The organism is Streptomyces sp. NPDC091416 (assembly GCF_044756845.1).
Classification (GTDB): Bacteria; Actinomycetota; Actinomycetes; order Streptomycetales; family Streptomycetaceae; genus Streptomyces.
The window spans coordinates 78,040-101,814 of record NZ_JBIVTU010000007.1; the positions used below are offsets into that span (position 1 = coordinate 78,040).

23 protein-coding genes are annotated in these 23,775 nt (G+C 70.6%); 14 read left to right on the plus strand and 9 right to left on the minus strand.

Annotation, left to right across the window (positions count from 1 at the left end):
• Window positions 1–54: 54 nt before the first annotated feature.
• Window positions 55–1,851 carry an AMP-dependent synthetase/ligase gene (locus ACIQMX_RS21510; protein WP_402480269.1) on the minus strand — a complete coding sequence of 599 codons (1,797 nt, stop codon included), beginning with the start codon at window positions 1,849–1,851 and terminating at the stop codon, window positions 55–57.
• Window positions 1,852–2,131: 280 nt separating this feature from the next.
• Between ACIQMX_RS21510 and ACIQMX_RS21515 the strand changes: the two genes are divergently transcribed.
• The 6 genes from ACIQMX_RS21515 to ACIQMX_RS21540 all read left to right on the plus strand — a co-directional run bounded on the left by ACIQMX_RS21515 (window position 2,132) and on the right by ACIQMX_RS21540 (window position 7,123).
• Window positions 2,132–2,938: a metallophosphoesterase gene (locus tag ACIQMX_RS21515; RefSeq protein WP_402480271.1), complete on the plus strand. Its 807-nt coding sequence runs from the start codon at window positions 2,132–2,134 to the stop codon at window positions 2,936–2,938.
• Between the two features lie 117 nt (window positions 2,939–3,055).
• Entirely contained in the window at window positions 3,056–3,505 is a 450-nt protein-coding gene (locus ACIQMX_RS21520) for an SRPBCC family protein (RefSeq protein WP_148017697.1), read from the plus strand.
• A 4-nt stretch (window positions 3,506–3,509) separates the two neighbouring features.
• Window positions 3,510–4,724, plus strand: a complete 1,215-nt coding sequence (locus ACIQMX_RS21525) for an ArsA-related P-loop ATPase (RefSeq protein WP_363070353.1) — start codon at window positions 3,510–3,512, stop codon at window positions 4,722–4,724.
• Window positions 4,725–4,805: 81 nt separating this feature from the next.
• A complete protein-coding gene (locus ACIQMX_RS21530) occupies window positions 4,806–5,264 on the plus strand; it encodes a DUF5304 domain-containing protein (RefSeq protein WP_363070355.1) in 459 nt (152 codons plus the stop codon).
• A 73-nt stretch (window positions 5,265–5,337) separates the two neighbouring features.
• Window positions 5,338–6,279 (plus strand): ROK family glucokinase, encoded by a 942-nt coding sequence (locus ACIQMX_RS21535; RefSeq protein WP_148017700.1) that lies wholly within the window; start codon window positions 5,338–5,340, stop codon window positions 6,277–6,279.
• Between the two features lie 79 nt (window positions 6,280–6,358).
• Entirely contained in the window at window positions 6,359–7,123 is a 765-nt protein-coding gene (locus tag ACIQMX_RS21540; RefSeq protein ID WP_402480276.1) for an endonuclease/exonuclease/phosphatase family protein, read from the plus strand.
• A gap of 264 nt (window positions 7,124–7,387) precedes the next feature.
• Here ACIQMX_RS21540 and ACIQMX_RS21545 read toward each other — a convergent pair whose 3' ends face one another.
• A complete protein-coding gene (locus tag ACIQMX_RS21545; protein ID WP_363070359.1) occupies window positions 7,388–8,065 on the minus strand; it encodes a hypothetical protein in 678 nt (225 codons plus the stop codon).
• Complete coding sequence (locus tag ACIQMX_RS21550; RefSeq protein WP_363070361.1) at window positions 8,058–8,837, minus strand: alpha/beta fold hydrolase; 780 nt, start codon at window positions 8,835–8,837, stop codon at window positions 8,058–8,060. The genes ACIQMX_RS21545 and ACIQMX_RS21550 overlap by 8 nt, the downstream gene beginning before the upstream one ends.
• A gap of 197 nt (window positions 8,838–9,034) precedes the next feature.
• Between ACIQMX_RS21550 and ACIQMX_RS21555 the strand changes: the two genes are divergently transcribed.
• From ACIQMX_RS21555 to ACIQMX_RS21575, 5 genes are all read left to right on the plus strand, one after another.
• Window positions 9,035–9,787, plus strand: coding sequence for a lysophospholipid acyltransferase family protein (locus tag ACIQMX_RS21555; protein WP_363070363.1), 753 nt, complete (start codon window positions 9,035–9,037; stop codon window positions 9,785–9,787).
• Between the two features lie 36 nt (window positions 9,788–9,823).
• A complete protein-coding gene (macS, locus tag ACIQMX_RS21560; protein WP_402480280.1) occupies window positions 9,824–11,050 on the plus strand; it encodes a MacS family sensor histidine kinase in 1,227 nt (408 codons plus the stop codon).
• Window positions 11,047–11,742: a response regulator transcription factor gene (locus tag ACIQMX_RS21565; protein WP_328893475.1), complete on the plus strand. Its 696-nt coding sequence runs from the start codon at window positions 11,047–11,049 to the stop codon at window positions 11,740–11,742. Before macS ends, ACIQMX_RS21565 begins: the two co-directional genes overlap by 4 nt.
• Window positions 11,743–11,852: 110 nt before the next feature.
• The gene (locus ACIQMX_RS21570; protein ID WP_363070367.1) at window positions 11,853–12,881 is read left to right on the plus strand and encodes a 6-phosphofructokinase; all 1,029 of its coding nucleotides are present in this window, start codon (window positions 11,853–11,855) and stop codon (window positions 12,879–12,881) included.
• 140 nt (window positions 12,882–13,021) lie between these two features.
• The gene (locus ACIQMX_RS21575) at window positions 13,022–14,026 is read left to right on the plus strand and encodes a 2-hydroxyacid dehydrogenase (protein WP_402480283.1); all 1,005 of its coding nucleotides are present in this window, start codon (window positions 13,022–13,024) and stop codon (window positions 14,024–14,026) included.
• Window positions 14,027–14,056: 30 nt separating this feature from the next.
• On the opposite strand, the gene ACIQMX_RS21580 is transcribed toward ACIQMX_RS21575, so the two are convergent.
• The 3 genes from ACIQMX_RS21580 to ACIQMX_RS21590 form a co-directional block, all read right to left on the minus strand.
• Window positions 14,057–15,961, minus strand: coding sequence for an anthranilate synthase family protein (locus tag ACIQMX_RS21580; RefSeq protein WP_402480286.1), 1,905 nt, complete (start codon window positions 15,959–15,961; stop codon window positions 14,057–14,059).
• Between the two features lie 99 nt (window positions 15,962–16,060).
• Window positions 16,061–16,135: a trp operon leader peptide gene (locus ACIQMX_RS21585; RefSeq protein ID WP_219572129.1), complete on the minus strand. Its 75-nt coding sequence runs from the start codon at window positions 16,133–16,135 to the stop codon at window positions 16,061–16,063.
• Window positions 16,136–16,206: 71 nt separating this feature from the next.
• Window positions 16,207–18,987: an N-acetylmuramoyl-L-alanine amidase gene (locus ACIQMX_RS21590; protein WP_402480289.1), complete on the minus strand. Its 2,781-nt coding sequence runs from the start codon at window positions 18,985–18,987 to the stop codon at window positions 16,207–16,209.
• A 156-nt stretch (window positions 18,988–19,143) separates the two neighbouring features.
• Here ACIQMX_RS21590 and ACIQMX_RS21595 point away from each other — a divergent pair, with 156 nt between their 5' ends.
• Window positions 19,144–20,490 carry a class II 3-deoxy-7-phosphoheptulonate synthase gene (locus ACIQMX_RS21595; protein ID WP_363070375.1) on the plus strand — a complete coding sequence of 449 codons (1,347 nt, stop codon included), beginning with the start codon at window positions 19,144–19,146 and terminating at the stop codon, window positions 20,488–20,490.
• Between the two features lie 183 nt (window positions 20,491–20,673).
• Window positions 20,674–20,979, plus strand: a complete 306-nt coding sequence (locus tag ACIQMX_RS21600) for a (2Fe-2S)-binding protein (RefSeq protein WP_363070377.1) — start codon at window positions 20,674–20,676, stop codon at window positions 20,977–20,979.
• A gap of 42 nt (window positions 20,980–21,021) precedes the next feature.
• Here ACIQMX_RS21600 and bfr read toward each other — a convergent pair whose 3' ends face one another.
• Entirely contained in the window at window positions 21,022–21,501 is a 480-nt protein-coding gene (bfr, locus tag ACIQMX_RS21605) for a bacterioferritin (RefSeq protein WP_327711532.1), read from the minus strand.
• Between the two features lie 154 nt (window positions 21,502–21,655).
• Here bfr and ACIQMX_RS21610 point away from each other — a divergent pair, with 154 nt between their 5' ends.
• Window positions 21,656–22,288, plus strand: coding sequence for a sulfite oxidase-like oxidoreductase (locus ACIQMX_RS21610; RefSeq protein WP_148017714.1), 633 nt, complete (start codon window positions 21,656–21,658; stop codon window positions 22,286–22,288).
• Between the two features lie 24 nt (window positions 22,289–22,312).
• Here the strand turns inward: ACIQMX_RS21610 and ACIQMX_RS21615 are convergent, their stop codons facing one another.
• Both ACIQMX_RS21615 and ACIQMX_RS21620 read right to left on the minus strand, forming a co-directional pair.
• Window positions 22,313–22,828: a DUF4396 domain-containing protein gene (locus ACIQMX_RS21615; protein ID WP_363070380.1), complete on the minus strand. Its 516-nt coding sequence runs from the start codon at window positions 22,826–22,828 to the stop codon at window positions 22,313–22,315.
• Between the two features lie 89 nt (window positions 22,829–22,917).
• The gene (locus tag ACIQMX_RS21620; RefSeq protein WP_363070382.1) at window positions 22,918–23,775 is read right to left on the minus strand and encodes a deoxyribonuclease IV; all 858 of its coding nucleotides are present in this window, start codon (window positions 23,773–23,775) and stop codon (window positions 22,918–22,920) included.

The window sequence follows — 23,775 nt, forward strand, 5'->3', positions numbered from 1 at the left end:
CGACCGGACACGCGGAAGGGGCCCGTCCTGCGGGCCCCTTCCGGTTGCGCGGCATCAGCCGCGGTAGATGGACTCCACCTCGTCCGCGAAGTCCTTCGCCACCACGTTCCGCTTCAGCTTCAGCGACGGCGTGATGTGGCCCGCCTCCTCGGTGAACTGGGCAGCCAGGATCCGGAACTTGCGCACCGACTCGGCCTTGGACACCGCGGCGTTGCCGTCGTCGATCGCGCGCTGCACCTCGGCCAGCAGCTCCGGGTCCTCGCGCAGCGACAGGGCCGTCGAGCCGACGGGCTTGCCGTGCTCCTCGGCCCAGTGGCCCAGGAACTCCTCGTCCAGCGTCACCAGCGCGCCCACGAACGGGCGGCCGTCGCCGACGACCATGCACTCCGCGACCAGGGCGTGCCCGCGGATGCGGTCCTCGATGACGGCGGGAGCGACGTTCTTGCCGCCCGCCGTGACGATGATCTCCTTCTTGCGGCCGGTGATCGCGAGATAGCCGTCCTCGTCGAGGGTGCCGATGTCGCCGGTGTGGAACCAGCCGTCGGCCAGCGCCTCGGCCGTCGCCGTCTCGTTGTTCCAGTAGCCGGAGAACAGGTGCTCGCCGTGGAGCATCACCTCGCCGTCGTCGGCGATGCGGACGACGGAGCCGGGCAGCGGCTGGCCGACCGTACCGATCTTCTGGCGGTCCCACGGGTTGAAGGCGGTGGCCGCGCACGACTCCGTCAGGCCGTAGCCCTCCAGGACGGTGAAGCCGATACCGCGGTAGAAGTGGCCGAGCCGCTCGCCGAGCGGAGCGCCGCCGGAGATCGCGTGCTCACCGCGGCCGCCGAGCACGGCGCGCAGCTTGCTGTAGACCAGCCGGTCGAAGACCTTGTGCTTGAACCTCAGGCCCACCGACGGCCCCTGCGGCGTGCCCAGCGCACGGCTGTAGGCGATCGCCGTGCTCGCGGCCCGGTCGAAGATCTTGCCCTTGCCGTCGGCCTGCGCCTTGGCCCGGGCCGAGTTGTAGACCTTCTCGAAGACCCGCGGCACCCCGAGGATCAGGGTCGGCCGGAACGCGGCCAGCTCATCGGTGAGGTTCTTGATGTCCGGTACGCAGCCGAGCTTGATCGGCGCCATCACGGAGGCGACCTCGACCAGCCGGCCGAAGACGTGCGCGGCGGGAAGGAAGAGCAGGACGGAGCACTCACCGGTCCGGAACAGCGGCTTCAGCCGTTCCACCACGTTGCCGCACTCCGCGAAGAAGCTGCGGTGCGTCAGCACACAGCCCTTGGGACGGCCGGTGGTGCCCGAGGTGTACACGATCGTCGCCGGGTCGTCGGCCCCGGCGCTCGCGCTGCGCAGGTCCACGGTCTCCTCCGGGACCTCCGCACCCGACGCGATCAGCTCGTCGACCCCGCCCTTGTCGATCTGCCACACATGGTGCAGCGCCGGCAGCCGGTCGCGCACCGAGGCCACGGCCTCCGCGTGGGCGTCGCTCTCCACCAGGACGGCGACCGCGCCCGAGTCGCCGAGGATCCACTGGACCTGCTCGGGGGAGCTCGTCTCGTACACGGGCACGGTGACGGCGCCCGCGCTCCAGATCGCGAAGTCCAGCTGCACCCACTCGTAACGGGTGCGGGACATCAGGGCGACCCGGTCGCCGGGCTCGACACCGGCGGCGATCAGTCCCTTGGCCGCCGCTCTGACCTCGGCCAGGAACCTGGTGGCCGTCACGTCCGTCCAGACGCCGGCCACCTTGCGGCTCATCACCGCGACGTCGGCATGCTGAGCGGCATTGCGGCGGATGAGATCCGTCAGGTTGCCGTCCGAGGGGACCTCGTACAGGGCCGGAAGGCTGAACTCGCGCAAGACTGCTGCTCCTCATCGGGCTCCGGTGCCACGACTCTGTGTGACGCACCGGCTGCGGTCCAAGATCGGGGGTGCTCAGTGGGGTGAGCACGACTGGACTGACCCGGACGTTACCCACCGGTACTCGGTTCCGGATAGGGGGTTCAGGCCAGATGTCTTATGCGTCACACATATCGGTGGTCCTCATCCGCACACTAATGCACCTCGCTCAACACTCGGGGGTAACCGCAGGTCCGGCCGCCTCTACCCACTTCGGCACCGGGGTCCTAGGGTGATCGTCATGCGAGCAGGACCGAACAGCCGGAGCGCGTCCGCCGGACGTCGCACCCGCGTCCATGTGGTCAGCGACGTCCACGGCAACACCGAGGCGCTGGCCCGCGCCGGGGACGGCGCGGACGCTCTCGTCTGCCTGGGTGACCTGGTGCTCTTCCTCGACTACGCGGACCACTCGCGCGGCATCTTCCCCGATCTCTTCGGCGTCGAGAACGCCGACCGGATCGTCGCCCTGCGCACCGAACGCCGTTTCGAGGAGGCCCGGGACTTCGGCCGCGAGCTCTGGGCGGGACTGGACCGCAACGCCGCGATCGTCGCCGCCGTCCGCAAGCAGTACGCCGAGATGTTCGCCGCCCTGCCCACTCCGACGTACGCCACCTACGGCAACGTCGACATCCCCGGCCTGTGGCCCGAATACGCGGGACCCGGTACCACCGTCCTGGACGGCGACCGCGTCGAGATCGGCGGCCGCGTCTTCGGCTTCGTCGGCGGCGGACTGCGCACCCCGATGCGCACCCCGTACGAGATCAGTGACGAGGAGTACGCGGCCAAGATCGAGGCGGTCGGTCCGGTCGACGTGCTCTGCACGCACATTCCGCCCGAGGTCCCGGAGCTGACGTACGACACGGTGGCCCGACGCTTCGAGCGCGGCAGCCGGGCCCTGCTCGACGCCATCCGCCGCACCCGCCCCCGCTACGCCCTGTTCGGCCACGTCCACCAGCCGCTGGCCCGCCGGATGCGGATCGGCGACACCGAGTGCGTGAACGTCGGCCACTTCGCCTCGACCGGCCGGCCCTGGGCGCTGGAATGGTGACCGCTCGCCCCGTCCGAACCGGCCGGGCCCTGGAACGAGGCGCAGCGCTCACGCGATAGCCTTCTGGCGGCAGGCCTCTGCCGATCGACCGGTACACCGCACTGGAGGGCCACAGCGATGGCTGAACACACCAGCTCGAGCATCACGATCGAGGCGGCACCGGCCGACGTCATGGGTGTGATCGCCGACTTCGACCGCTATCCGGAATGGACCGGCGAGGTCAAGGAGGCCGAGGTGCTCGGCACCGACGACCGCGGCCGCGCCGAGAAGGTCCGCCTCGTCCTGGACGCCGGAGCGATCAAGGACGACCACACCCTCGCCTACACCTGGATCGGCGACTACGAGGTCAGCTGGACCCTGGTCAAGTCCCAGATGCTGCGCGCCATCGACGGCTCGTACGCGCTCGCGCCGCTCGGCGACGGCGACCGCACCGAGGTCACCTACCGGCTGACCGTCGACGTCAAGATCCCGATGCTCGGGATGATCAAGCGCAAGGCCGAGAAGGTCATCATCGATCGCGCCCTGGCCGGTCTCAAGAAGCGTGTCGAGTCCGTCCCGAAGGCCTGATCCGGTGCGTACGGTCCTGGTCACCGGCCCCGGCGGCGGCGGCCGTACCACCGTAGCGGCGGCCACCGCACTGGCCGGCGCCCGCGACGGCGCCCGCACCCTGCTGATCTCCGCCGACGCCGTACCCGGCTTTCCCGCGGCCACCGAACCGACCGCGGTGACCGGCGGCCTGTGGTCCGTCCGGATCGACTCCGGTGCGCACTTCCGCAGCGAACTCCTCACGCTCCAGGACCAGTTGTCCGGCGTGCTCGATCTGCTCGGCGGCAACCGTCTGGACGGCGAGGAGCTCACCGAACTCCCCGGCAGCGACGAACTCGCCCTCCTGCACACCCTGCGCCGCGCCGCGCAGGGCGACTGGTCCCGCGACGGCTACGACCTCCTCGTCGTCGATCTGCCGCCGTTGCGCGAGGCCCTCGCCCTGCTGGCCCTGCCCGGGCAGCTGCGCCGCTACCTGCGCAGGCTGCTGCCCCAGGAGCGTCAGGCCGCCCGCGCCCTGCGCCCCATGCTCGCGCAACTCGCCGGTGTGCCCATGCCCGCCCAGTGGCTGTACGAGGCCGCGGCCCGGCGCGATGCCGAGCTGGCCGGGGTCCAGGCGCTGATCGAGGACCGCGCGACGACGCTCCGGCTGGTCGCGGAGCCCGGCCCGGCCGCCGAGGACGCCCTGCACACCGCCCGCACCGGGCTCGCCCTGCACGGGCTGCGGGTCGACGCCCTGGTCGCCAACCGGGTGCTGCCGCGCCACTCGTCCGACCCGTGGTTCGCCGCGCTCTCCGCACAGCAGGACAAGTGCCTCGACCACTGGCACGAGGAGCGGCCCGCCGAGGCCCCGCTGCTGCGGCTGCCCCACCTCGGCCGCGATCCGCAGGGCCCCGGCGACCTCACCGCTCTCGTGGACGACACGCCGGCGCTGGCCCCGGACGGCCGCGAGGGCGGGCGCGCCGAGGACGCCTGGTGGATCGAGGAGGCCGGAGCCCCCGAAGGACAGGACGGCGCCGACGGCATACTCGTCTGGTGCCTGCGCCTGCCCGGCGCCGTCAAGAAGGACCTCCAGCTCGTCCGGCGGGGCAGCGAACTGCTGCTCACCGTCGGACCCTTCCACCGCATCGTGCCCCTGGAGTCCGCCCTGCGCCGCTGCACCGTCTCCGGCGCCGCCCTCACCGACGGCGTGCTGCGGGTCCGCTTCACACCGGACCCCGCACTGTGGCCGAGGACGAGCTGAACGGCGTACCACCGTTCGGGTACCGTCGTTGGTAGAAGCCCCGGCTGCCGGCCGCCGGTCACCACGTCGCAGGAGTCCGCCATGAGCGAAGCCACCGATCGTCCCGTCGACGACGACGCGTGGGCGCAGGCCTGCGCCGAGGACCTCGCCGCCGAGAAGGCCCGCCGCCGCGCCGAGTACGGCCCGCCGCCCGGCTCCGCGGCCGAGGAGCTGCGCAAGCTGGTCGACGCCGTGGCCGACAAGCTCGGCTCCCTCCAGACACCCCTGTTCGGCGTGGCCGCCCAGGGCGCCGTCCAGCAGGTCATCAAGCAGGCGAAGTCCGCGGTCGAGCCCGTCATCGAACGTAATCCAGACGTTTTCGATCACATTGCGGCAGCCGGCAGCGAACTGCTGGCCGCCTACCGCTCGGCGGTCGAAGGACAGGAACGCCGCTGGACCCAGGGTGCGGGGGACCCCGCAGGCACAGAAAAGAAGGCGGACGACCCCACCGACCCCCGCGATGAGGGGCCCGGGGCCGGCGAACACATCGACCTGGACTGACCGGCGCCGACAGGACGGGGCCCGGCCTCGGGTACGGTTGCCCCAGCGGGGCTCGACCGAAACTGAGGGATTCATGGGACTCACCATCGGCGTCGATATCGGCGGCACGAAGATCGCAGCAGGTGTGGTGGACGAAGAGGGCCACATCCTCTCGACCTTCAAGGTGTCGACCCCGCCGACGGCCGAAGGCATCGTGGACGCCATCGCGGCGGCGGTGTCCGGCGCGAGCGACGGACACCCGGTCGAGGCGGTCGGCATCGGTGCGGCCGGATACGTCGACGACAAGCGGGCCACGGTGCTGTTCGCGCCGAACATCAACTGGCGCCACGAGCCGCTCAAGGACAAGGTCGAGCAGCGCGTCGGCCTTCCGGTGGTCGTCGAGAACGACGCCAACGCGGCCGCCTGGGGCGAGTACCGCTTCGGCGCCGGCCAGGGCCACGACGACGTCATCTGCATCACGCTGGGCACGGGCCTCGGCGGCGGCATCATCATCGGCAACAAGCTGCGCCGCGGACGCTTCGGCGTGGCCGCCGAGTTCGGCCACATCCGGGTCGTCCCGGACGGGCTGCTCTGCGGCTGCGGCAGCCAGGGCTGCTGGGAGCAGTACGCCTCGGGCCGCGCTCTCGTGCGGTACGCCAAGCAGCGCGCGAACGCCACGCCCGAGAACGCCACGATCCTGCTGGCGCTCGGCGACGGCACGGTCGAGGGCATCGAGGGCAAGCACATCAGCGAGGCCGCCCGGCAGGGCTGCCCGGTGGCCGTCGACTCGTTCCGCGAGCTGGCCCGTTGGGCCGGCGCCGGACTGGCCGACCTCGCCTCGCTCTTCGACCCGTCCGCCTTCATCGTCGGCGGCGGCGTCTCGGACGAGGGCGAACTGGTCCTCGACCCGATCCGCAAGTCGTTCCGACGCTGGCTGATCGGCGGCGAATGGCGCCCGCACGCCCAGGTTCTCGCGGCCCAACTGGGCGGTAAGGCCGGACTCGTGGGCGCGGCGGACCTGGCCCGGCAGGGCTGATCCGACCGGACACGGACACACCGGACGCCCGTCGCGCCCTTCTCGGGGAGTGGCGGGCGTCCGCCGTATCGTGAACCGCATGGCCATGATGTCGCTGCCCGACTCCCGCACCGAGCAGGACGGCTCGGCCGTCGTCAGGGTGCTCAGCTACAACATCCGGTCGATGCGCGACGACTTCGCGGCCCTGGTCCGCGTCATCCGCGCCTGCGCACCCGATCTGGTCCTCATCCAGGAGGCGCCGCGCTTCTTCCGCTGGCGCAAGGCCGCCGCCCGGCTGGCAGCCCGCACCGACCTGGTGATCCTCGGCGGCGGTGGCACCGCGGCGGGCACCCTGCTGCTCTGCTCGCTGCGCGCCACGGTGGAACGCACCGAGGACATCCTGCTGCCGCTCACCCCGGGCCTGCACCGAAGGGGCTTCGCCACCGCGGTGGTCCGGATCGCCGGCACCAGGATCGGGGTGCTGAGCTGCCATCTGAGCCTCGACCGCACGGAACGCCTCGCCCAGGCCGGGCGCCTGCTGGAGACGGTCGACGCGATGGGCGTGGAGAACGTGATCGTCGGCGGCGACCTCAACGACGTACCGGGCGGACCGGCCTTCGGCCTGCTCGCCGGCCGGCTCCAGGACTGCTGGGCGGTACGGCCCCGGGGCGGCGAGCACACCTTCCCGCCGCACGACCCGCACAAACGGCTCGACGCGGTCTTCGCGACCGGCTCCATCGAGGTGCTGGGCTGCGGGGTCCCGGCGGGGCTGCCCGGGGTGTGGCGGCCCGACCTGCTGGCCGCCACCGACCACCTGCCGGTACTGGCCGCGCTGCGGGTGCCGCCCGGGCGGGATGCGGGTTGATCCGGCGGGCCGGTTCCGTCCTCAATCGCCGGACGGGCTTGAGATGTGCCGGTCTCCCCGTCGGGCTCCGCCCGCTCACACCCGGTGGGAGGGGCCCCGGACCTCCACCACCGGCATGGGCGCACCCGCAGCCCCGCGGAGCGACCCGCACCAACCCAAGCCCGTCCGGCGCTTGAGGACGGAACCCTCAGCGCCGGACCGGGACGAGGCCAAAGCCCCCACTGCCGCCCGCCCAAGGGCCCCGCACCCCGGACCGGGGCAGGGTCAGACCACCGCGCCGCGGCCGGGGTCGTCCCCGTCCTCGTCGTCGTGCTCCATGCGCGCCACCAGCGTCGCGAAACCGCCCAGGAAGCCGCCGACGCAGACCGTGGTCAGCCACCAGGTCATCTCCCACTGGAGCAGCACCGCCAGCAGCAGCAGGACGGGGCCGCCGATCACCGCGAGCCAGGCGAACTTCGCCGTGACGTCGGCCTCCGGCAGCGGCGGCGGCTCCGGCGGCACGAAGTGCCCCTCGCCGCTGTCGTCATCGTCGTCGATGTCGCCCTCGGCGGACTCCGCCGGCTCGTAGTCGCGCGGACCGCCGACGCCCGGGGCGAAGACCACCGAGCTGCCGAGCGGCTTCTCCGGCGGCTTGGGCCGGCTCTTGCCGAGGCCCTTGTCCGGGTCCGGGGCGACGGAGTCCTCCTCCGGGAGCGCGAGGTCCTCGACGGACCGGAAGGGCCTGGCACCCGGCGGGTCCGGCGGCTCCTCCCCGTACCCCTCGACGATCGCCCTCCAGACGGCGTCCTCGTCGACCGGGCGTTCACCCTCCGCCCCGGCGGGCGCGGGCACGTTCTCCGGCGCCGGCGCACCGCCCTCCTCGTCGGGGACGGCCGTCCCCCCGGCGGGGAGGGGTTCGCGCTCCTCCTCGCTGCCTGTGCGCTCCGCGTCGTGCTCAGCCACCGGACGTGCTCCCCTTCATTCCGACGCTCGGGGCGAGGCGGCCGATGAACGAGAAGCTCTCGTCGAAGATCCGCTCCGCATCGTGGTCCAACGTCGCAACGTGGTAGCTCTGTTCCAGCAGGATCTCCTCGACGTCCGTCGACGACACCCGGCTCAGGATCCGGGCGGTGTCGACCGGCGGCACGACATGGTCCTGCGGGCTGTGCAGGACCAGGATCGGCTGGGTCACCTGGGGCAGTTCGGCGTCGACCAGCCGGAAGAACTTCCGCAGCGAGTGCGCCGAGTGCAGCGGCACCCGGTCGTAACCCACCTCGTGCGAACCCTCCAGGGCGATGTCGCTCACCAGCCCCTTCGTCGTCGGCACCAGATGGCGGACGACCGGAAGGGCGTGCGCCGCGAGACCGTGCACCTTGTTGGCCGGGTTGACCAGCACGAGACCCCGGACGGCGTCGCCGTGCTTGGCCGCGAGCCGCAGCGACAGCGCGCCGCCCATGGAGAGCCCGAACACGAAGACCTGCGTGCACCGCTCCAGCAGCGCCCGCAGCTCCCGGTCCACCTCCGCGTACCAGTCCTGCCAGCCGGTGACCTGCATGTCCTCCCAGCGCGTGCCGTGCCCGGGCAGCAGCGGCAGCGAGACCGTGAGCCCGCGCTCCGCCAGATGGTCGGCCCAGGGGCGCAGTGACTGCGGGGAGCCGGTGAATCCGTGACAGAGGAGGACGCCGACCTCTCCGCCCTCGTGGCGGAACGGCTCGGCTCCAGGAAGGACCGGCACCGGGGTCTCCTGTTCGTGAGGCTCGAAAGGGAGCGAAAGGGGGGAGTGCAGAAGGATTACTTCACCGTACGCGACCGGGCCGACACCGACCAGGGCCGTCACCGGCCGGGGCCGGGGACACCCCGCCCGTGCCGGGCGGGGGCCGGGACGGCCACATGCCTTAAGGTCTGTCGGACAGCACACAGGAGGCACCCGAGTTGATCTACGGCGCTATGAAGTTCTCCATCGGCGGGTCTCTGAAGCTCGCCTTCAGGCCGTGGGTGGAGGGCCTGGAGAACATCCCCGCACAGGGGCCCGCGATCCTCGCCAGCAACCATCTGTCGTTCTCCGACTCCTTCTTCCTGCCCGCTGTCCTGGACCGCAAGGTCACCTTCATCGCCAAGTCCGAGTACTTCACCGCGCCCGGGGTCAAGGGAAAGCTCACCGCCGCCTTCTTCAAGGGCGTCGGACAGCTCCCGGTGGATCGCTCGGGCGCCCGCGGGGCCGGTGAGGCGGCGATCAAGGCCGGTATCGAGGTCATCGAGAGCGGCGGCCTGTTCGGTATCTACCCGGAAGGCACCCGGTCGCCCGACGGCCGCCTCTACCGGGGCAAGCCCGGCGGCCTCGCCCGGGTGGCACTCGCCACCGGCGCGCCGGTCATCCCCGTCGCGATGATCGACACGGAGAAGATCCAGCCGCCCGGCCAGGTGATGCCGAAGCTGATGCGTCCGGGGATCAGGATCGGCAAGCCGCTCGACTTCAGCCGCTACCACGGCATGGAGGGCGACCGCTTCATCCTGCGCTCGGTCACCGACGAGGTGATGTACGAGATCATGAAGCTCTCGGGCCAGGAGTACGTCGACATCTACGCGACCGCCGCCAAGCGGCAGCTCGCCGACGAGGCGAAGCGACGGGCCGAGGCTGCGAAGAAGGCGCCGTCGGGCGCGGAAGCGGACCGCGACGACGCCTGAGGGCGCGGCGGTCCGGCGGGGGCGGGGGAGAACAGCATGGCCAAGCGGGTACGCGTGGTGCGGATGTCGGTCGAGCAGCCGCTGTGGCGTGCCCTGACCGCGTACCGCATCCTGACGATGCTCTACGCGATCCTGCTCGCCGTCTTCGGGCGCGAGAAGTACGACCGGCCGTGGGTGGCCGTCGCCTTCCTGGCCGTCATGACCGTCTGGACGCTCGCCACCCTGCCGAAGGTCGCGGGCGCCGCGGCCTGCACCAAGCGCTTCCTGGGCGCCGACCTCACGCTCGCGCTCGTCGGCATCCTCGTCACCCCGCTCGCCGACTTCCAGGCCCAGCACGTCGACGGCCCGACCCTGCCGTCCATCTGGACCGCCGGATCCGTCCTGGCCTTCGCGATCAAGGGCGGCTGGCGGTGGGCGGCCTTCGCCTCCACCTTCGTCGCCGTCGCCAATCTGATCGAGCGCGCCGAACCCAGCCGCGACACCCTGCACAACGTCCTCCTGGTCTGGGTCGCCTCCATCGCCATCGGGTACGTCGTCGAGGTCGCCCGCGCCAGTGAGCGCACCCTCGCCCGCGCCCTGGAGATCGAGGCCGCCACCCGGGAGCGGGAGCGTCTCGCCCGCGACATCCACGACAGCGTGCTCCAGGTCCTCGCCATGGTGCAGCGCCGGGGCACCGCGATCGGCGGCGAGGCCGCCGAGCTGGGCCGGATGGCCGGGGAGCAGGAGGTCGCCCTGCGCACCCTGGTCTCCAGCGGACTGGTGCCTCCCACCCGCGTCTCCGAGGACGCGGCCGAGGGCGCCGTGGTGCGGACCGTAGAGACGGACGACGACGAGACCGGGGTCCCGGCCGAGACCGACCTGCGCGCCCTGCTCGCCCCGCACGCCGGATCCCGGGTCACCTTCGCGGAACCCGGCGCACCGGTGCTGCTCACGCCCGCGGCCGCCGGGGAGCTGGCGGCGGCCGTCGGTGCGGCCCTGGACAATGTCCGGGTGCATGCGGGTGAGAGCGCCCAGGCGTGGATCCTGGTCGAGGACTGGCCGGACGAGGTGATCGTCACGGTGCGGGACGACGGGCCGGGCATCCCGGAGGGCCGGCTCGCCCAGGCCGAGGGCGAAGGACGCCTCGGCGTCGCCCTCTCCATCCGTGGGCGGCTGCGCGATCTGGGCGGTACGGCAGAGCTGATCTCGGTGCCCGGCCAGGGCACCGAGGTCGAATTGAAGGTTCCGAAGGTTTCACGGGGGAAGGCGGGTTCGGTCCGATGAGCGGAGCACACGAAGAGGGCGCGGGGCAGCAGCGGCCCATCAGGGTGATGGTCGTCGACGACCACCCGATGTGGCGCGACGCCGTCGCCCGCGACCTGGCCGAGTCGGGCTTCGACGTGGTGGCGACCGCGGGAGACGGCCCGCAGGCCGTCCGCCGGGCCGGCGCCGTCACCCCCGACGTCCTCGTCCTCGACCTCAACCTGCCGGGGATGCCCGGCGTCCAGGTCTGCAAGGAACTCGTGGGATCCCAGCCCGGACTGCGCGTCCTGGTGCTCTCCGCGAGCGGCGAGCACGCCGACGTACTGGAAGCGGTCAAGTCGGGTGCCACCGGCTATCTGCTGAAGTCGGCGAGCACACAGGAGCTGACCGACGCGGTCCGCTCCACCGCCGTCGGCGACCCGGTCTTCACCCCCGGCCTGGCCGGACTCGTCCTGGGCGAATACCGCAGGCTGGCCTCCGAACCCGCGCCCGTCGCGTCGAACGAGCCGAAGGCCCCGGAGCTCACCGACCGGGAGACCGAGGTACTGCGGCTGGTGGCCAAGGGACTCTCGTACAAGCAGATCGCCGAGCGGCTGGTCATCTCGCACCGCACCGTCCAGAACCACGTCCAGAACACCCTGGGCAAGCTCCAGCTGCACAACAGGGTGGAGCTCGTGCGGTACGCCATCGAACGCGGCCTCGACGACGTCTGAGATCAACACCCGCACATTGCGAGGGAATTGACCGTACGACCCATCCCATTGTGACCTGGATCACCCCTAGCTTGGAGTGGAGTGAGCTCACTTCGGCGAAGGGATGCTTCATGCGGGTCGGAGTACTGACCGGGGGCGGCGACTGCCCCGGGCTCAACGCGGTCATCCGCGCCATCGTCCGCAAGGGCGTGCAGGAGTACGGCTACGACTTCATCGGGTTCCGGGACGGCTGGCGCGGAGCGCTGGAGGGCGAGACGGTCCCGCTCTCCATCCCGGCCGTGCGCGGCATCCTGCCGCGCGGCGGCACCATCATCGGGTCCTCGCGCACCAACCCGCTCAATGACGAGCAGGGCGTCCGCCGGGTGCGCGAGACCCTCGCCAAGTACGAGGTCGACGCACTCGTCACGATCGGCGGCGAGGACACCCTCGGCGTGGCGGCCACCCTGTCCGACACGTACGGCGTCCCCTGTGTCGGCGTACCCAAGACCATCGACAACGACCTGTCCGCCACCGACTACACCTTCGGCTTCGACACCGCCGTCAACATCGCGACCGAGGCCATCGACCGGCTGCACACCACGGCCGAATCCCATATGCGGGTCCTCGTCGTCGAGGTGATGGGCCGCCATGCGGGCTGGATCGCCCTCCACTCGGGGCTGGCCGGCGGCGCCAACGTCATCCTCGTCCCGGAGCAGCGCTTCGACATCGACCAGGTCTGTGCCTGGGTGACCTCGCGGTTCCGGGCGAGCTACGCACCGATCGTGGTGGTCGCCGAGGGCGCGATGCCCGCCCACGGCGAGATGGTCCTCAAGGACGGATCGCACGACTCCTTCGGCCATGTCCGGCTCTCCGGCGTCGGCGAGTGGCTGGCCAAGGAGATCGAGAGCCGTACCGGCAAGGAGGCCAGGACCACCGTGCTCGGCCATGTCCAGCGCGGCGGCACCCCCAGCGCCTTCGACCGCTGGCTGGCCACCCGCTTCGGGCTGCACGCCATCGAGGCCGTGCGCGACGGCGACTTCGGGAAGATGGTCGCCCTGCGCGGCACGGACATCGTGCGGGTGCCGATCGCGGAGGCCACCGCCCGCCTCAAGACGGTCGATCCGGCGCTCTACGCGGAGGCGGGGGTCTTCTTCGGCTGAGCGGCGAGCCGGAGGAACGGGCCGTATATTCGCGATGACCGGCCCCGCGGGTCCCGCTTCCGCGGCGGGCCCCGCACCTGGGGTCCTTCGCCCGGACCGGACGAAGGACCCCAGCCCGCATCAGTCACGGGAGACGTTTCGTGGAAATCCTGGCCTTCGGTGTGCAGTCCGACGAGAAGCCCCTGATCGAGAAGGCGTTCGCCGGAAAGCACGAGGTGCGCTGCCTGGACGTCTTCCTGAACCAGGACACCGCCCCCATCGCGGCGGGCTACGAGGCCATCTCCACCAGCGTCAACGCCGACCTGGGCGGCAAGGTCCTGCAGACCCTCGCGGCCGGCGGCACCCAGATGATCGCCCAGCGCTCCACCGGCTTCAACAACATCGATCTGGACGTCGCCGAGCGCCTCGCCCTGCGGGTCGCCCGGGTCTCCTGGTACTCGCCCTACTCGGTCGCCGAGTTCGCCTGGACCCTCGCCATGGCGGTCAACCGCCGCGTCGTCCGCGCCACGATCCGCACCCGGGACTTCGACTTCCGGCTCGACGGCCTCCTCGGCCGGGACATGCACGGCCGCACGGCCGGCATCATCGGCACCGGCAAGATCGGCGAGGCGTTCACCCGTATCGCCCACGGCTTCGGCATGAATCTGCTCGGCTGGGACGTCGCCGAGAACCCGGCCTGCGTCGAGCTCGGCATGCGCTACGTCGACAAGGAACAGCTCCTCGCCGAGTCCGACCTGATCAGCCTGCACGTTCCGCTGCTGCCCGCCACCCACCACATCATCGGCAGGGACGCCCTGGCCCTGATGAAGCACGACGCGATCCTGGTCAACTCCAGCCGCGGCGGACTCATCGACACCGAGGCCCTGGTCGGGCAGTTGCGGGCGGGCCGGCTCCTGGGGGTCGGACTCGACGTGTACGAGGCGGAGGCCGGGCTCTTCTTCCTCGACAAGTCCCTGGAGGGCGTCGACGACGACACCCTGGCCCGGCTCGTCACCTTCCCGAACGTCCTCGTGACCTCGCACCAGGCGTACTACACCGAGGACGCCCTGGGCCAGATCATCGCGGCCACCGTCCAGAACGTCGACGACTACCTCGCCGGCCGCCGCAGCGAGAACGTCCTGGTGCCGGCGCCGCCCGGACCCTGAGAACCTCTCCGGGGCCGGGCGGCGGCAGCGTCAGCCGCGTACCGGAAGACCTGCCAGCAGCTCGCTCACGATCGTCGACCCGCGCAGCGTCAGCACCGACTCCGGGTGGAACTGCACCGAGGCGAAACCCTCCCCGCGCAACGCGTGCAGCTCCCCGGTCGCCGGGTCCAGACTCGCCTCGATGCCGTGCGCCGCCAGTTCGGTGGCCGTCGCGTCGTCGCAGCGCGCCGTGAAGCTGTTGTAGAAGCCGACGATCTCCGGGCGGCCGAACAGATCGATCCTGGTCTGCGCACCCTGGTACGGGACGGTCTTGCGGACGATGTCCAGCCCCAGCTCCGCCGCGATCAGTTCATGCCCCAGGCAGACCCCGAGCAGCCCGTGCCGGTGATCGCGTACGAGCTCCGCGGCCAGCGCGCGCAGCAGCCGCATCTTCGGGTCCGCCGCGTCCCCCGGATCCCCGGGGCCGGGGCCCAGGACGACGGGCCCCTCGTGCGCCCGGACGGCCTCGCGCAGCCCCGGCTCGTCGTAGCGGCGTACCGACACATCGAGACCCGAGGCACGCAGCAGATGCCCCAGCATCGAGGTGAACGTGTCCTCGCCGTCGACCACCAGCGCGTGACCGGACAGCGTGTCGGTGCGCTCCTGCATCCGCAGCCAGAACGGCGCCAGCCCTTCCCGCCGGGCATCGAGCGCCGCCCGTACCCGGGGGTCGTCCGCCAGGCGCGGCCTCGCGTCCTCGGCCTTCGGCCGCCCCGGCCGCACCCCCAGCGCGGTCAGCACACCGGCCGCCTTGGCGTGGGTCTCGGCGACCTCGCTCTCCGCGTCGGAGTGGCGCACCAGCGTCGCCCCGACCGGCACCCGCAGCTCGCCCCGGGCCGAGATGTCGGCGGTCCGGATCAGGATCGGCGAGTCCAGCGTCTGCGTACCGTCGGGCCCTTGCCGCAGCAGGGCCAGCGCGCCCGCGTAGTAGCCGCGCCCGCCGGACTCGTACCGCTCGATGACCCGGCAGGCGTTCTGCACGGGGGAGCCGGTGACCGTCGCGGCGAACATCGTCTCCTTCAGGACCTCCCGCACGTCCAGTGAGGAACGGCCGCGCAACTCGTACTCCGTGTGCGCGAGATGGGCCATCTCCTTGAGCCGCGGCCCGATCACCACCCCGCCCATGTCGCCCACGGTGCACATCATCTTGAGCTCCTCGTCGACCACCATGGAGAGCTCCTCGGTCTCCTTGCGGTCGCCGAGGAAGGCCAGCAGGTTCTCGGCGGTCGGACCCTCGGCGGGGTAGCGGTAGGTGCCGCTGATCGGATTCATCACGACCGTCCCGCCGGACATCCGCACATGCACCTCGGGGCTCGCGCCGACCAGGGTCCGCCCGCCCGTCGCCCCACCGGTGTGCACGACGAACGTCCAGTACGCCCCCCGCTCACCGTCCAGCAGCCGCCGGAACAGGGCCAGCGCGTCCGCCCGCCCGAAGCCCGGGATCTCGCCCCGGAAGGTCCGCCGGATGACGAAGTTTGCGCCCTCGCCCCGGCCGATCTCGTCCTCGATGACCCGCCGCACCGTGCCCGCGTACTCCTCGTCGGACACGTCGAAGGCGCCGCCCTCGACCCGCACCGCATGGGCGGGAAGCGCGTCCAGGGTGTCGGCGAGGGGAAGTTCGTATGTCTCGTCCGCGACCAGCACGGTCAGCGGTGTGCCGTCGTCGCGGACGTCGAAGCCGCGCTCGGCGATCTGCCGGAACGGCACCAGGGCCAGCGTGGGTTGCTCACCCACGGGGAGGTCGGCGAGCCGGTCCGCCTCGTGGACCCGGCCGATCAGCACCTCGACGGTGTCGTGGTCGTGGCCGGGAGTGCGCCTGCGCAGCAGGGCGAAGGGCGGGCAGTCGTCGCCGAGGAGCCTCTGGACGATCGTGTGCGATGCGGTGTGCGGTGACATCTGCGGTGTTCCTTCCACTGGGATCAGCTGGGAGGAACGGCCCCTGGACACGGGAAAGGCCGCCCCTCGGGCGGCCTCTGCGTCGGTGTGTACGCGCGATCAGTGGGCCGCTGGATGAGCGGTCCACCACCAGTTACGGGTCGAGTGCGCGAACATGCCCGAACCATAACCCATGGAGCACGCGCGAAGGGGCCCGTTCCGCCGGATGGGCGGAACGGACCCCTTCGGATCCGGTCCGAGGACGATCAGACCAGCGAGTTGTAGATGCCCCAGCCGCCGCCGACCTTCGCCATCGGAGCGAACGGCTTCGTCATGTCTCCCGTGGACCGGTAGAACCAGAGCACACCCGCGCTGTCCCGGGCGATCAGGTCCGGGATGCCGTCACGGTTCAGGTCGCTCGGGCCCAGGAGGTCCTTGAAGACGCCCCAGCCCTTGCCGACCTGGGTGCGCGCGGCGTACGGCACGGTCGGGCTGCCGGTGCCCTTGTAGAGCCACAGCACCCCGGCCTTGTCCCGGGCGACCAGGTCCGCCTTGCCGTCCCCGGTCAGGTCACCGGTGGAGACCAGCGTGTTGTAGACACCCCAGCCGCCGCCCACCCGTGCCTTCGTCGCGAACGGCTTCGCCGGGTCGCCGGTGCCCTGGTAGAACCAGAGGACGTTGGAGGCGTCGCGGGCGATCAGATCGCCCTTGCCGTCACCGTTGAGATCGCGGGCACCCCACATGCCGTTGTAGACACCCCAGCCGCCGCCCACCTTGAGGCGGGCCTTGAACGGCTGGTCCGGGTTGCTGCTGCCCTGGTAGTACCAGAGGTAGCCGCTCTTGTCGCGGGCCACCATGTCGCCCGTGCCGTCGGCCCGCAGGGCCGTCATCGCGGTGATCATGTTGTAGCCCTGCCAGCCCGGACCCACCCGGTATCGGGCGTAGAACGGCGTCGTGGGGCTGCCCGTGCCCTGGTACTGCCAGAGCACACCGGCCGCGTCACGGCCCAGGATGTTGTAGCGGTTCGTCCCCGCGTCCGGCGCGACGCTCGTGCTGACCTGGACGTCGCTCGACTTCACCCACGCCAGGCGGTGGTTGTAGCGGATCGGGATGTAGGCGGTGGCGCCCACGACGTCCTTCTGGACGGAGCCGAACCAGTCGTCGCCCTTCACCTCGGCGCCGGCCTGTGCGTAGGCCTGGCCCGCCGGGAGGGAGTACTTCGTCAGGTAGTCCGGGCTGTCCGTCGGAGCCTCCAGGCCCGCGGCGGTGTAGGCGGCGGTCTCCGGGTAGGAACGCCCGTAGATCTTGACCGTCACGCCTGCCTTGGCCTTCACCAGGCTGGGGGAGGAGGCGAGCGGCACGGTGTACTGGCCGCCGGGGTTGTAGAACCAGGCCTTCTTCCCGCCGTACCAGATCGCGGTCCAGTTGGTCCGCGCCTCGGCGACGACGTACGTACTGCCCGCACGGACCTTGTTGGACCAGTTCGAGCCCTCGCTCCACAGAGCCGTGAAGTACGGGTCGCTCAGCGTGGTCGCGGTCGTCGACGGCGAGGTGTAGAGGTAGCCGAAGTTGGCCGGCCGGGTGCTGACCGCCTTGGTGCCGTACGTCAGCTTCGGCTGGTTGGCCGTGGTGAACGGCGGCACCACACGAACCACCTGGCCCGCCTGGACGGGGCCGCCGGCGCCACCAGCGCCCGTCGGGGCGCCCATCAGCGTCATGAAGTGGTTCCAGTCCCAGAACGGTCCCGGGTCCCAGTGGGTCTGCGAGCTGTTGCGGTCGAGCTGTACGGGCACCTCGTCGTGGCCGATGATGTGCTCACGGTCCAGCGGAATGCCGTACTTGCCCGCCAGGAACTTCACCAGGGCCGAGGTGGACTCGTACTGCGACTCGCTGTACCAGCTGCTCTCCTTGATGGCGTAGCCCTCGTGCTCCACGCCGATGGAGTGCATGTTCAGGGTCCAGTTGCCCGCGTGCCACGCCAGGTTCTTGTTCTCGACCATCTGGGTGACCAGACCGTCCGAGGCGCGCACGAGGTAGTTCGCGCTGGCGAGCGTGGCCGGGTTCGTGAGCGTGCTGAGCGAACCGTCGTAGTCACCCTCGGTGTCGTGGATCACGATCCGGCGGATGTCGACGCCCAGATCGGGCCGCTGGGCGAGCGAGTAGGAGCGCTGGCCCGTGCTCGACGTCTTGGCGGGAACGAAGTTGCAGTTCAGGCCGGACGGGCACTCGGGCGTGGGGGTCGCGGAGGTGCTCGCGAAGGTGGCGGCGAGCGGCACGTTCGACGGCTTGACCGGCTCGACCGAGGGGTCGGCGGGAAGCGTGACCTGCTGGCCGTCCTGGGTGAGCGCGCGCTCACCCGTCCTGATCGACTCGAAGACGCGCTTCGCGAAGAGGTCGGCGCCCTTCTTGTCCGGGGACTGGCTGAAGCGCGCCACGGCCGGATACCAGTGGGCCGCGTCGTCCGGCAGTGAGTCCGTGGCCTCGCGCTGGTACTCGGCGAGCAGCGCCGCGCCCGCGCGGATGCTCTCCTCGGTGTCGTTGCGGACCGTGTCCGTGCCGGAGTCGATGAGATCGGCGGCCTTGTCCAGCGTGTGCAGCCGCGGGTCGGAGGTGTCGACACTCTTCTTCGGCAGGCTGCGCAGCACCTTGGCGGCGTCGAAGGTCTTCTCGATCTCCGGCCGGCCGCTCAGGTTCATGTGGGCCAGACGTTCCTTGTCGTCCGGCTGCTCCACGTCGTCGGGCGACACACTGGTCAGCCCCATCACGTTGTACGCGCCGCTGGTGCTCGGCTCGCCGTCGTGGCTCTCCCAGCGCGTCTGGCGGTACGAGACCGCCATCAGCACGCTCTGCGGTACGTCGAACTCGGACGCCGCGTCCGCGAACTGCTTCTGGAGCTCGGCGGAGGCCGGAACCGACTTCCCGTCGGTGGTCGCGGTGTCCTGCGAGGCCATGGCCAGAGTGCCGATGGTCGCCGTCGCCACGACCGCGGCGCCGACGCCGTACATCAGGCGTCTCTTCTTGAGGTCCCTGCGGTGATTCCGCTTCAAAGCCCCACCCCTGTGGTCCACTTGTTCAATTCAGAAAGGTTTGACGCTAGCAGGCCCGATTGTGCTCCCCGTCACTGGCCGTGCCGTGTGTCCGTCTCATCCGTTGGGCACCCGGAAGAACAGTGGGCGCGACCCCGTAATGTGGGAGCCGTGACCGTGAACGCCAATACCTCCGTCGCCGGTGGCCACACCTGGCGAGACCTTCCCGCGGCGCAGCAGCCCGAGTACCCCGACTCCGAGGCGCTGCGCGATGTACTCGCGGACCTCGCGTCGTATCCGCCGCTCGTCTTCGCCGGCGAGTGCGACCAGCTGCGTGCCCGCATGGGAGCCGTCGCCAAGGGCGAGGCGTTCCTGCTGCAGGGCGGTGACTGCGCCGAGGCCTTCGACGCCGTGTCGGCCGAGCACATCCGCGCCAAGCTGAAGACGCTGCTCCAGATGAGCGCCGTCCTCACCTACGCGGCCTCCGTGCCCGTCGTCAAGGTCGGCCGGATCGCCGGGCAGTACTCGAAGCCGCGCTCCAAGCCGACCGAGACCCGCGACGGCGTGACGCTGCCCACCTACCGCGGCGACTCCGTCAACGGCTTCGCCTTCACCGAGGCCGAGCGCGTCCCGGATCCGGAGCGGCTGAAGCGGATGTACCACGCATCCGCCTCCACGCTGAACCTGGTCCGCGCCTTCACCACCGGTGGTTACGCGGACCTGCGCCAGGTGCACGCCTGGAACCAGGACTTCGTGAAGTCGTCCCCGTCGGGCCAGCGCTACGAGGCCCTGGCCCGCGAGATCGACAACGCGCTGAACTTCATGAAGGCGTGCGGTACGGACCCGGCGGAGTTCAAGGCCGTCGAGTTCTACGCCTCGCACGAGGCCCTGCTGCTGGACTACGAGTCGTCGCTGACCCGCGTCGACTCGCGGACCGGCCGGCTGTACGACACCTCGGCCCACATGGTGTGGATCGGTGAGCGCACCCGCCAGATGGACGGCGCGCACATCGAGTTCGCCTCGAAGATCCGCAACCCCATCGGCATCAAGCTCGGCCCGACGTCCACCGTCGACGAGGCCCTCGGCTACATCGAGCGCCTCGACCCCGAGCGCGAGCCCGGCCGGCTGACCTTCGTCGTCCGGATGGGCGCCGACAAGGTCCGCGACAAGCTCCCGGAGCTGGTCGAGAAGGTCACCGCCTCCGGCGCGACCGTGGCCTGGGTGACCGACCCGATGCACGGCAACACCTTCGAGGCCGCCTCCGGCCACAAGACCCGTCGCTTCGACGACGTCCTGGACGAGGTCAAGGGCTTCTTCGAGGTGCACAAGGGCCTCGGCACGCACCCGGGCGGTATCCACGTCGAGCTCACCGGTGACGATGTCACCGAGTGCGTCGGCGGCGGCCACGAGATCTTCGTGGACGACCTCCACCAGCGTTACGAGACGGCCTGCGACCCGCGGCTCAACCGCAGTCAGTCGCTGGACCTCGCGTTCCTGGTCGCCGAGATGTACCGGGACCAGTAACCCGGGACCGGCGGGCGTCACCGAACGCAGCGTACGTACGACTGTGGGGCACGGATCCATGTGATCCGTGCCCCACAGGGCGTTCCGGGACTTTTACCGGCCTTGAGCGCCGGGTAAGGTTAGGTTAGCCTCACCGATTATCGGGGCGGCACCCACGATCCATCCCGCCGGGAGGTGAACCGCATGTACGTCTGCTCGTGCTTCGGCGTTACGGAGCAGCAGGTCAAGAAGCATGCGGAAGACGGCGCCTGTACACCCCGCCAGATAGCCTCCGCCTGCAAGGCGGGGACCGACTGCGGCAGCTGCGTCCGCACCATCCAGGCCATGCTCGGCCGCGGCTCCTGCCCGCGTCGTGACCTGCTCGGCCAGAAGTCGGCGCCCGGCACCGCGGACCGTGTCACGGCCGGCGCCGCTCCCGATGCCGATCAGCGCATCGCCCCCGGCGTCGGCCCCGTTCCGGCGCCGGCCGCTTTCCCCGACGCTGCCTGAGCCCGCGCCGCCCGGGCCGCCGGTGCGGACGCCCCGTTCCCGTCAGCTTTCGGGCTGCTCGATCAGCTGCGCGATGTAGAGCGGTTCACCGAGCTTCTCGACCAGTTCCAGCTGCGTGTCGAGGTAGTCGATGTGGTGTTCCTCGTCCGCCAGGATCGACTCAAAGATATTTGCGGAAGTGATGTCACCCTTGGTGCGCATGAGCTCGATGCCGCGCTTGAGGCGGTCGATCGCCTCCACCTCGACCTGACGGTCCGCCTGGAACATCTCGGTGACGGTCTGGCCGACCCGCACATGGAAGAGCCGCTGGTAGTTCGGCAGTCCGTCCAGGAAGAGGATGCGGTCGGTCAGGATTTCGGCGTGCTTCATCTCGTCGAAGGACTCGGAGCGCGTGTACTTCGCGAGCTTCGTCCAGCCGAAGTTGTCCTGCATCTTTGCATGCAAGAAGTACTGGTTGATGGCAGTCAATTCGGCGGTCAGCTGTTCGTTCAGGAACTCGAGGACCTCGGGGTCGCCCTGCATCGCAGAGGCTCCTTCCAACCGGTGAACTGGGCAAGATGGCCGCATCCTCGCATCGCACCCCGTGGTCGTCCAGTAAGTGCATGCTTAGTAGGAGTTGCCCGAATCGCCTCTGCCCTGGTCATGACCACCCCTGCCTGTCTGTCACCATGGAGTCATGGGTCAGCCGGAAAGCCGGGAACACCGCGCATCAGAGCAGTCCGAGCTTCCGCCGGGACAGCGACTGCAGCGCGGGTGGCCGGTTACCCACTACGGGCCGGTGCCCAAGTTCAAGCCCGACCGCTGGGAGTTCCGGGTCTTCGGCGCCACGGCCGACGGCGAGAAGCACTGCTGGAACCATCAGGAGTTCTCCGCGCTGCCGTTCTCCTCGGTCGTCGCCGATCTGCACTGCGTGACCAAGTTCAGCATGCTGGGCGCCGAATGGGGCGGGGTCCTCGCCCGTGACGTCGTGGCGCTGGCGCCCCCGGCGCCGCAGGTCACCCATGTGATGGTCTGGGCCGAGTACGGCTTCAGCTCGAACCTCCGGCTCGACGACTTCACCTCCGAGCGGGCCCTGTTCGCCACCCACAAGGGCGGCGAACTGCTCACCGCCGAACACGGCTTCCCGCTCCGGCTCGTCGTGCCGCACCTGTACGCCTGGAAGGGCCCCAAGTGGGTCCGGGGCATCGAGTACATGAGCGCCGACCGCCGCGGCTTCTGGGAGGAGCGCGGCTACCACAACATCGGCGACCCGTGGAAGGAACAGCGCTACTCCTACCAGGAGGAGCCCGGGGACGGCCCCGAGCTCTGATCCGGCCGTTCCTCCCGTGCTGCCTCAGTGGTGGTACCGGTGCACCACCGCGTGCCCCTTGCCGCGCCCGATCATCCACTTGTTCACCGGTGTGGTGACGACGAAGGCGACGGCGAGCGAGATCGCGAGGGCTCCCCAGAAAAGGACGTCCGACAGCATGGCGTCCATGGCACCCGGCCACAGGACGATCACCCCGTTGTCGATCAGTTCCATCACCGCGATGGAGAGCGTGTCGGCCGCGAGCGCGATCCGGAACGCCGTCCTGAAGTCGACGCCCGACTTCAGGACGGACCGCAGCGTCAGGGTGTAGCCGAAGAAGAACGCCAGGACGATCGCGAGGGCCATCGTCGGCACGTTGCCCCAGCCGAGCGCCGTGCCGATCACCATGCCGAGGATCTCGCCGATGGCGCATCCGGTGAGGCAGTGGAGCGTGGCGCGCGCCGCCATCGCCCAGCTTGCGCCGCCTGCGGAGTGGCCGGTGTGGCCGTCGTCGTGGCCGGAGTGGTGGGCGTGCTGCGCGTGGTCTGTGTGGTCCTGCATGGTGAACCCCCAAGGCCGAGGAGCGGTTCCTGCCGACAGCGAGAACCGTATACCCCCATGGGGTATTCCTCAACGGATGTTCCACCGGGTCAGCCCAGGTCGCGCAGCTCCTTCAGCCGGGCCACGTCCGCCGCGTGGCCCTCCTTGCCGCCCGGTGTCTCGATGACCAGCGGAACGCCCTCGGTGGCCGGGTGGGAGAACAGCTGCCGGAACGGTTCCTCGCCGATGTGGCCGGCGCCGATGTTCTCGTGCCGGTCCTTGTGGGCCCCGGCCACGTCCTTGGAGTCATTGGCGTGGATCAGCTTCAGCCGGCCCTCGCCGACCGTCTCCACCAGCAGGTCCAGCGTCTCCTTCATGCCCGCCGGGCCGGCCAGATCGTGTCCCGCCGCGAAGATGTGGCAGGTGTCGAGGCAGACACCGAGCTTCGGATGGGCGTCGAGAGCGTCGAAGTACGGACCGAAGTCCCAGGTGCGTGAGCAGAGCGAGAAGCCCTGTCCCGCGGTCGACTCCAGCAGCAGGAACGGGTCGTCGTCATGCGTCAGCTCGTCCAGCAGCGGGAGCATATGGGTGCGTACCTGCGCCAGCGCCTCTTCCCGCGGCCGGCCGTTGGTCGCCGAACCGGTGTGCACCACGACGCCCAGGGCCCCGATCCGGCGCGCCCGGCGCAGGGAGTGGCGCAGGGACTCCACGGACCTCTCCACGGTCGCCGGGGTGTGCGAGCCGAAATTGATCAGATACGGGGCGTGGACGTACGCGGGCAGGGACTCTGCGGCGCACTCGGTACGGAACAGCTCGTCCTGCACCGGGTTGCCGGCCGGGGTCGCCCAGCCGCGCGGATTGGCCACGAAGACCTGGACGGCCTCCGCACCCATCTCGCGTGCGTAGGCCAGACCGACCTTGGAGAGGCCGCCGGCCACCGGGATGTGGCCGCCGACAGGGTTGCGCAT

Coding starts and splice junctions, on each gene's coding strand:
- ACIQMX_RS21610 (WP_148017714.1), top strand. CDS start 21,656: ATGGGTCAGCCGGAAAGCCGGGAACACCGCGCATCAGAGCAGTCCGAG.
- ACIQMX_RS21520 (WP_148017697.1), top strand. CDS start 3,056: ATGGCTGAACACACCAGCTCGAGCATCACGATCGAGGCGGCACCGGCC.
- ACIQMX_RS21570 (WP_363070367.1), top strand. CDS start 11,853: ATGCGGGTCGGAGTACTGACCGGGGGCGGCGACTGCCCCGGGCTCAAC.
- ACIQMX_RS21580 (WP_402480286.1), bottom strand. CDS start 15,961: ATGTCACCGCACACCGCATCGCACACGATCGTCCAGAGGCTCCTCGGC.
- macS (WP_402480280.1), top strand. CDS start 9,824: ATGGCCAAGCGGGTACGCGTGGTGCGGATGTCGGTCGAGCAGCCGCTG.
- ACIQMX_RS21615 (WP_363070380.1), bottom strand. CDS start 22,828: ATGCAGGACCACACAGACCACGCGCAGCACGCCCACCACTCCGGCCAC.
- ACIQMX_RS21565 (WP_328893475.1), top strand. CDS start 11,047: ATGAGCGGAGCACACGAAGAGGGCGCGGGGCAGCAGCGGCCCATCAGG.
- ACIQMX_RS21540 (WP_402480276.1), top strand. CDS start 6,359: ATGGCCATGATGTCGCTGCCCGACTCCCGCACCGAGCAGGACGGCTCG.
- ACIQMX_RS21530 (WP_363070355.1), top strand. CDS start 4,806: ATGAGCGAAGCCACCGATCGTCCCGTCGACGACGACGCGTGGGCGCAG.
- ACIQMX_RS21515 (WP_402480271.1), top strand. CDS start 2,132: ATGCGAGCAGGACCGAACAGCCGGAGCGCGTCCGCCGGACGTCGCACC.
- bfr (WP_327711532.1), bottom strand. CDS start 21,501: ATGCAGGGCGACCCCGAGGTCCTCGAGTTCCTGAACGAACAGCTGACC.
- ACIQMX_RS21535 (WP_148017700.1), top strand. CDS start 5,338: ATGGGACTCACCATCGGCGTCGATATCGGCGGCACGAAGATCGCAGCA.
- ACIQMX_RS21620 (WP_363070382.1), bottom strand. CDS start 23,775: ATGCGCAACCCTGTCGGCGGCCACATCCCGGTGGCCGGCGGCCTCTCC.
- ACIQMX_RS21600 (WP_363070377.1), top strand. CDS start 20,674: ATGTACGTCTGCTCGTGCTTCGGCGTTACGGAGCAGCAGGTCAAGAAG.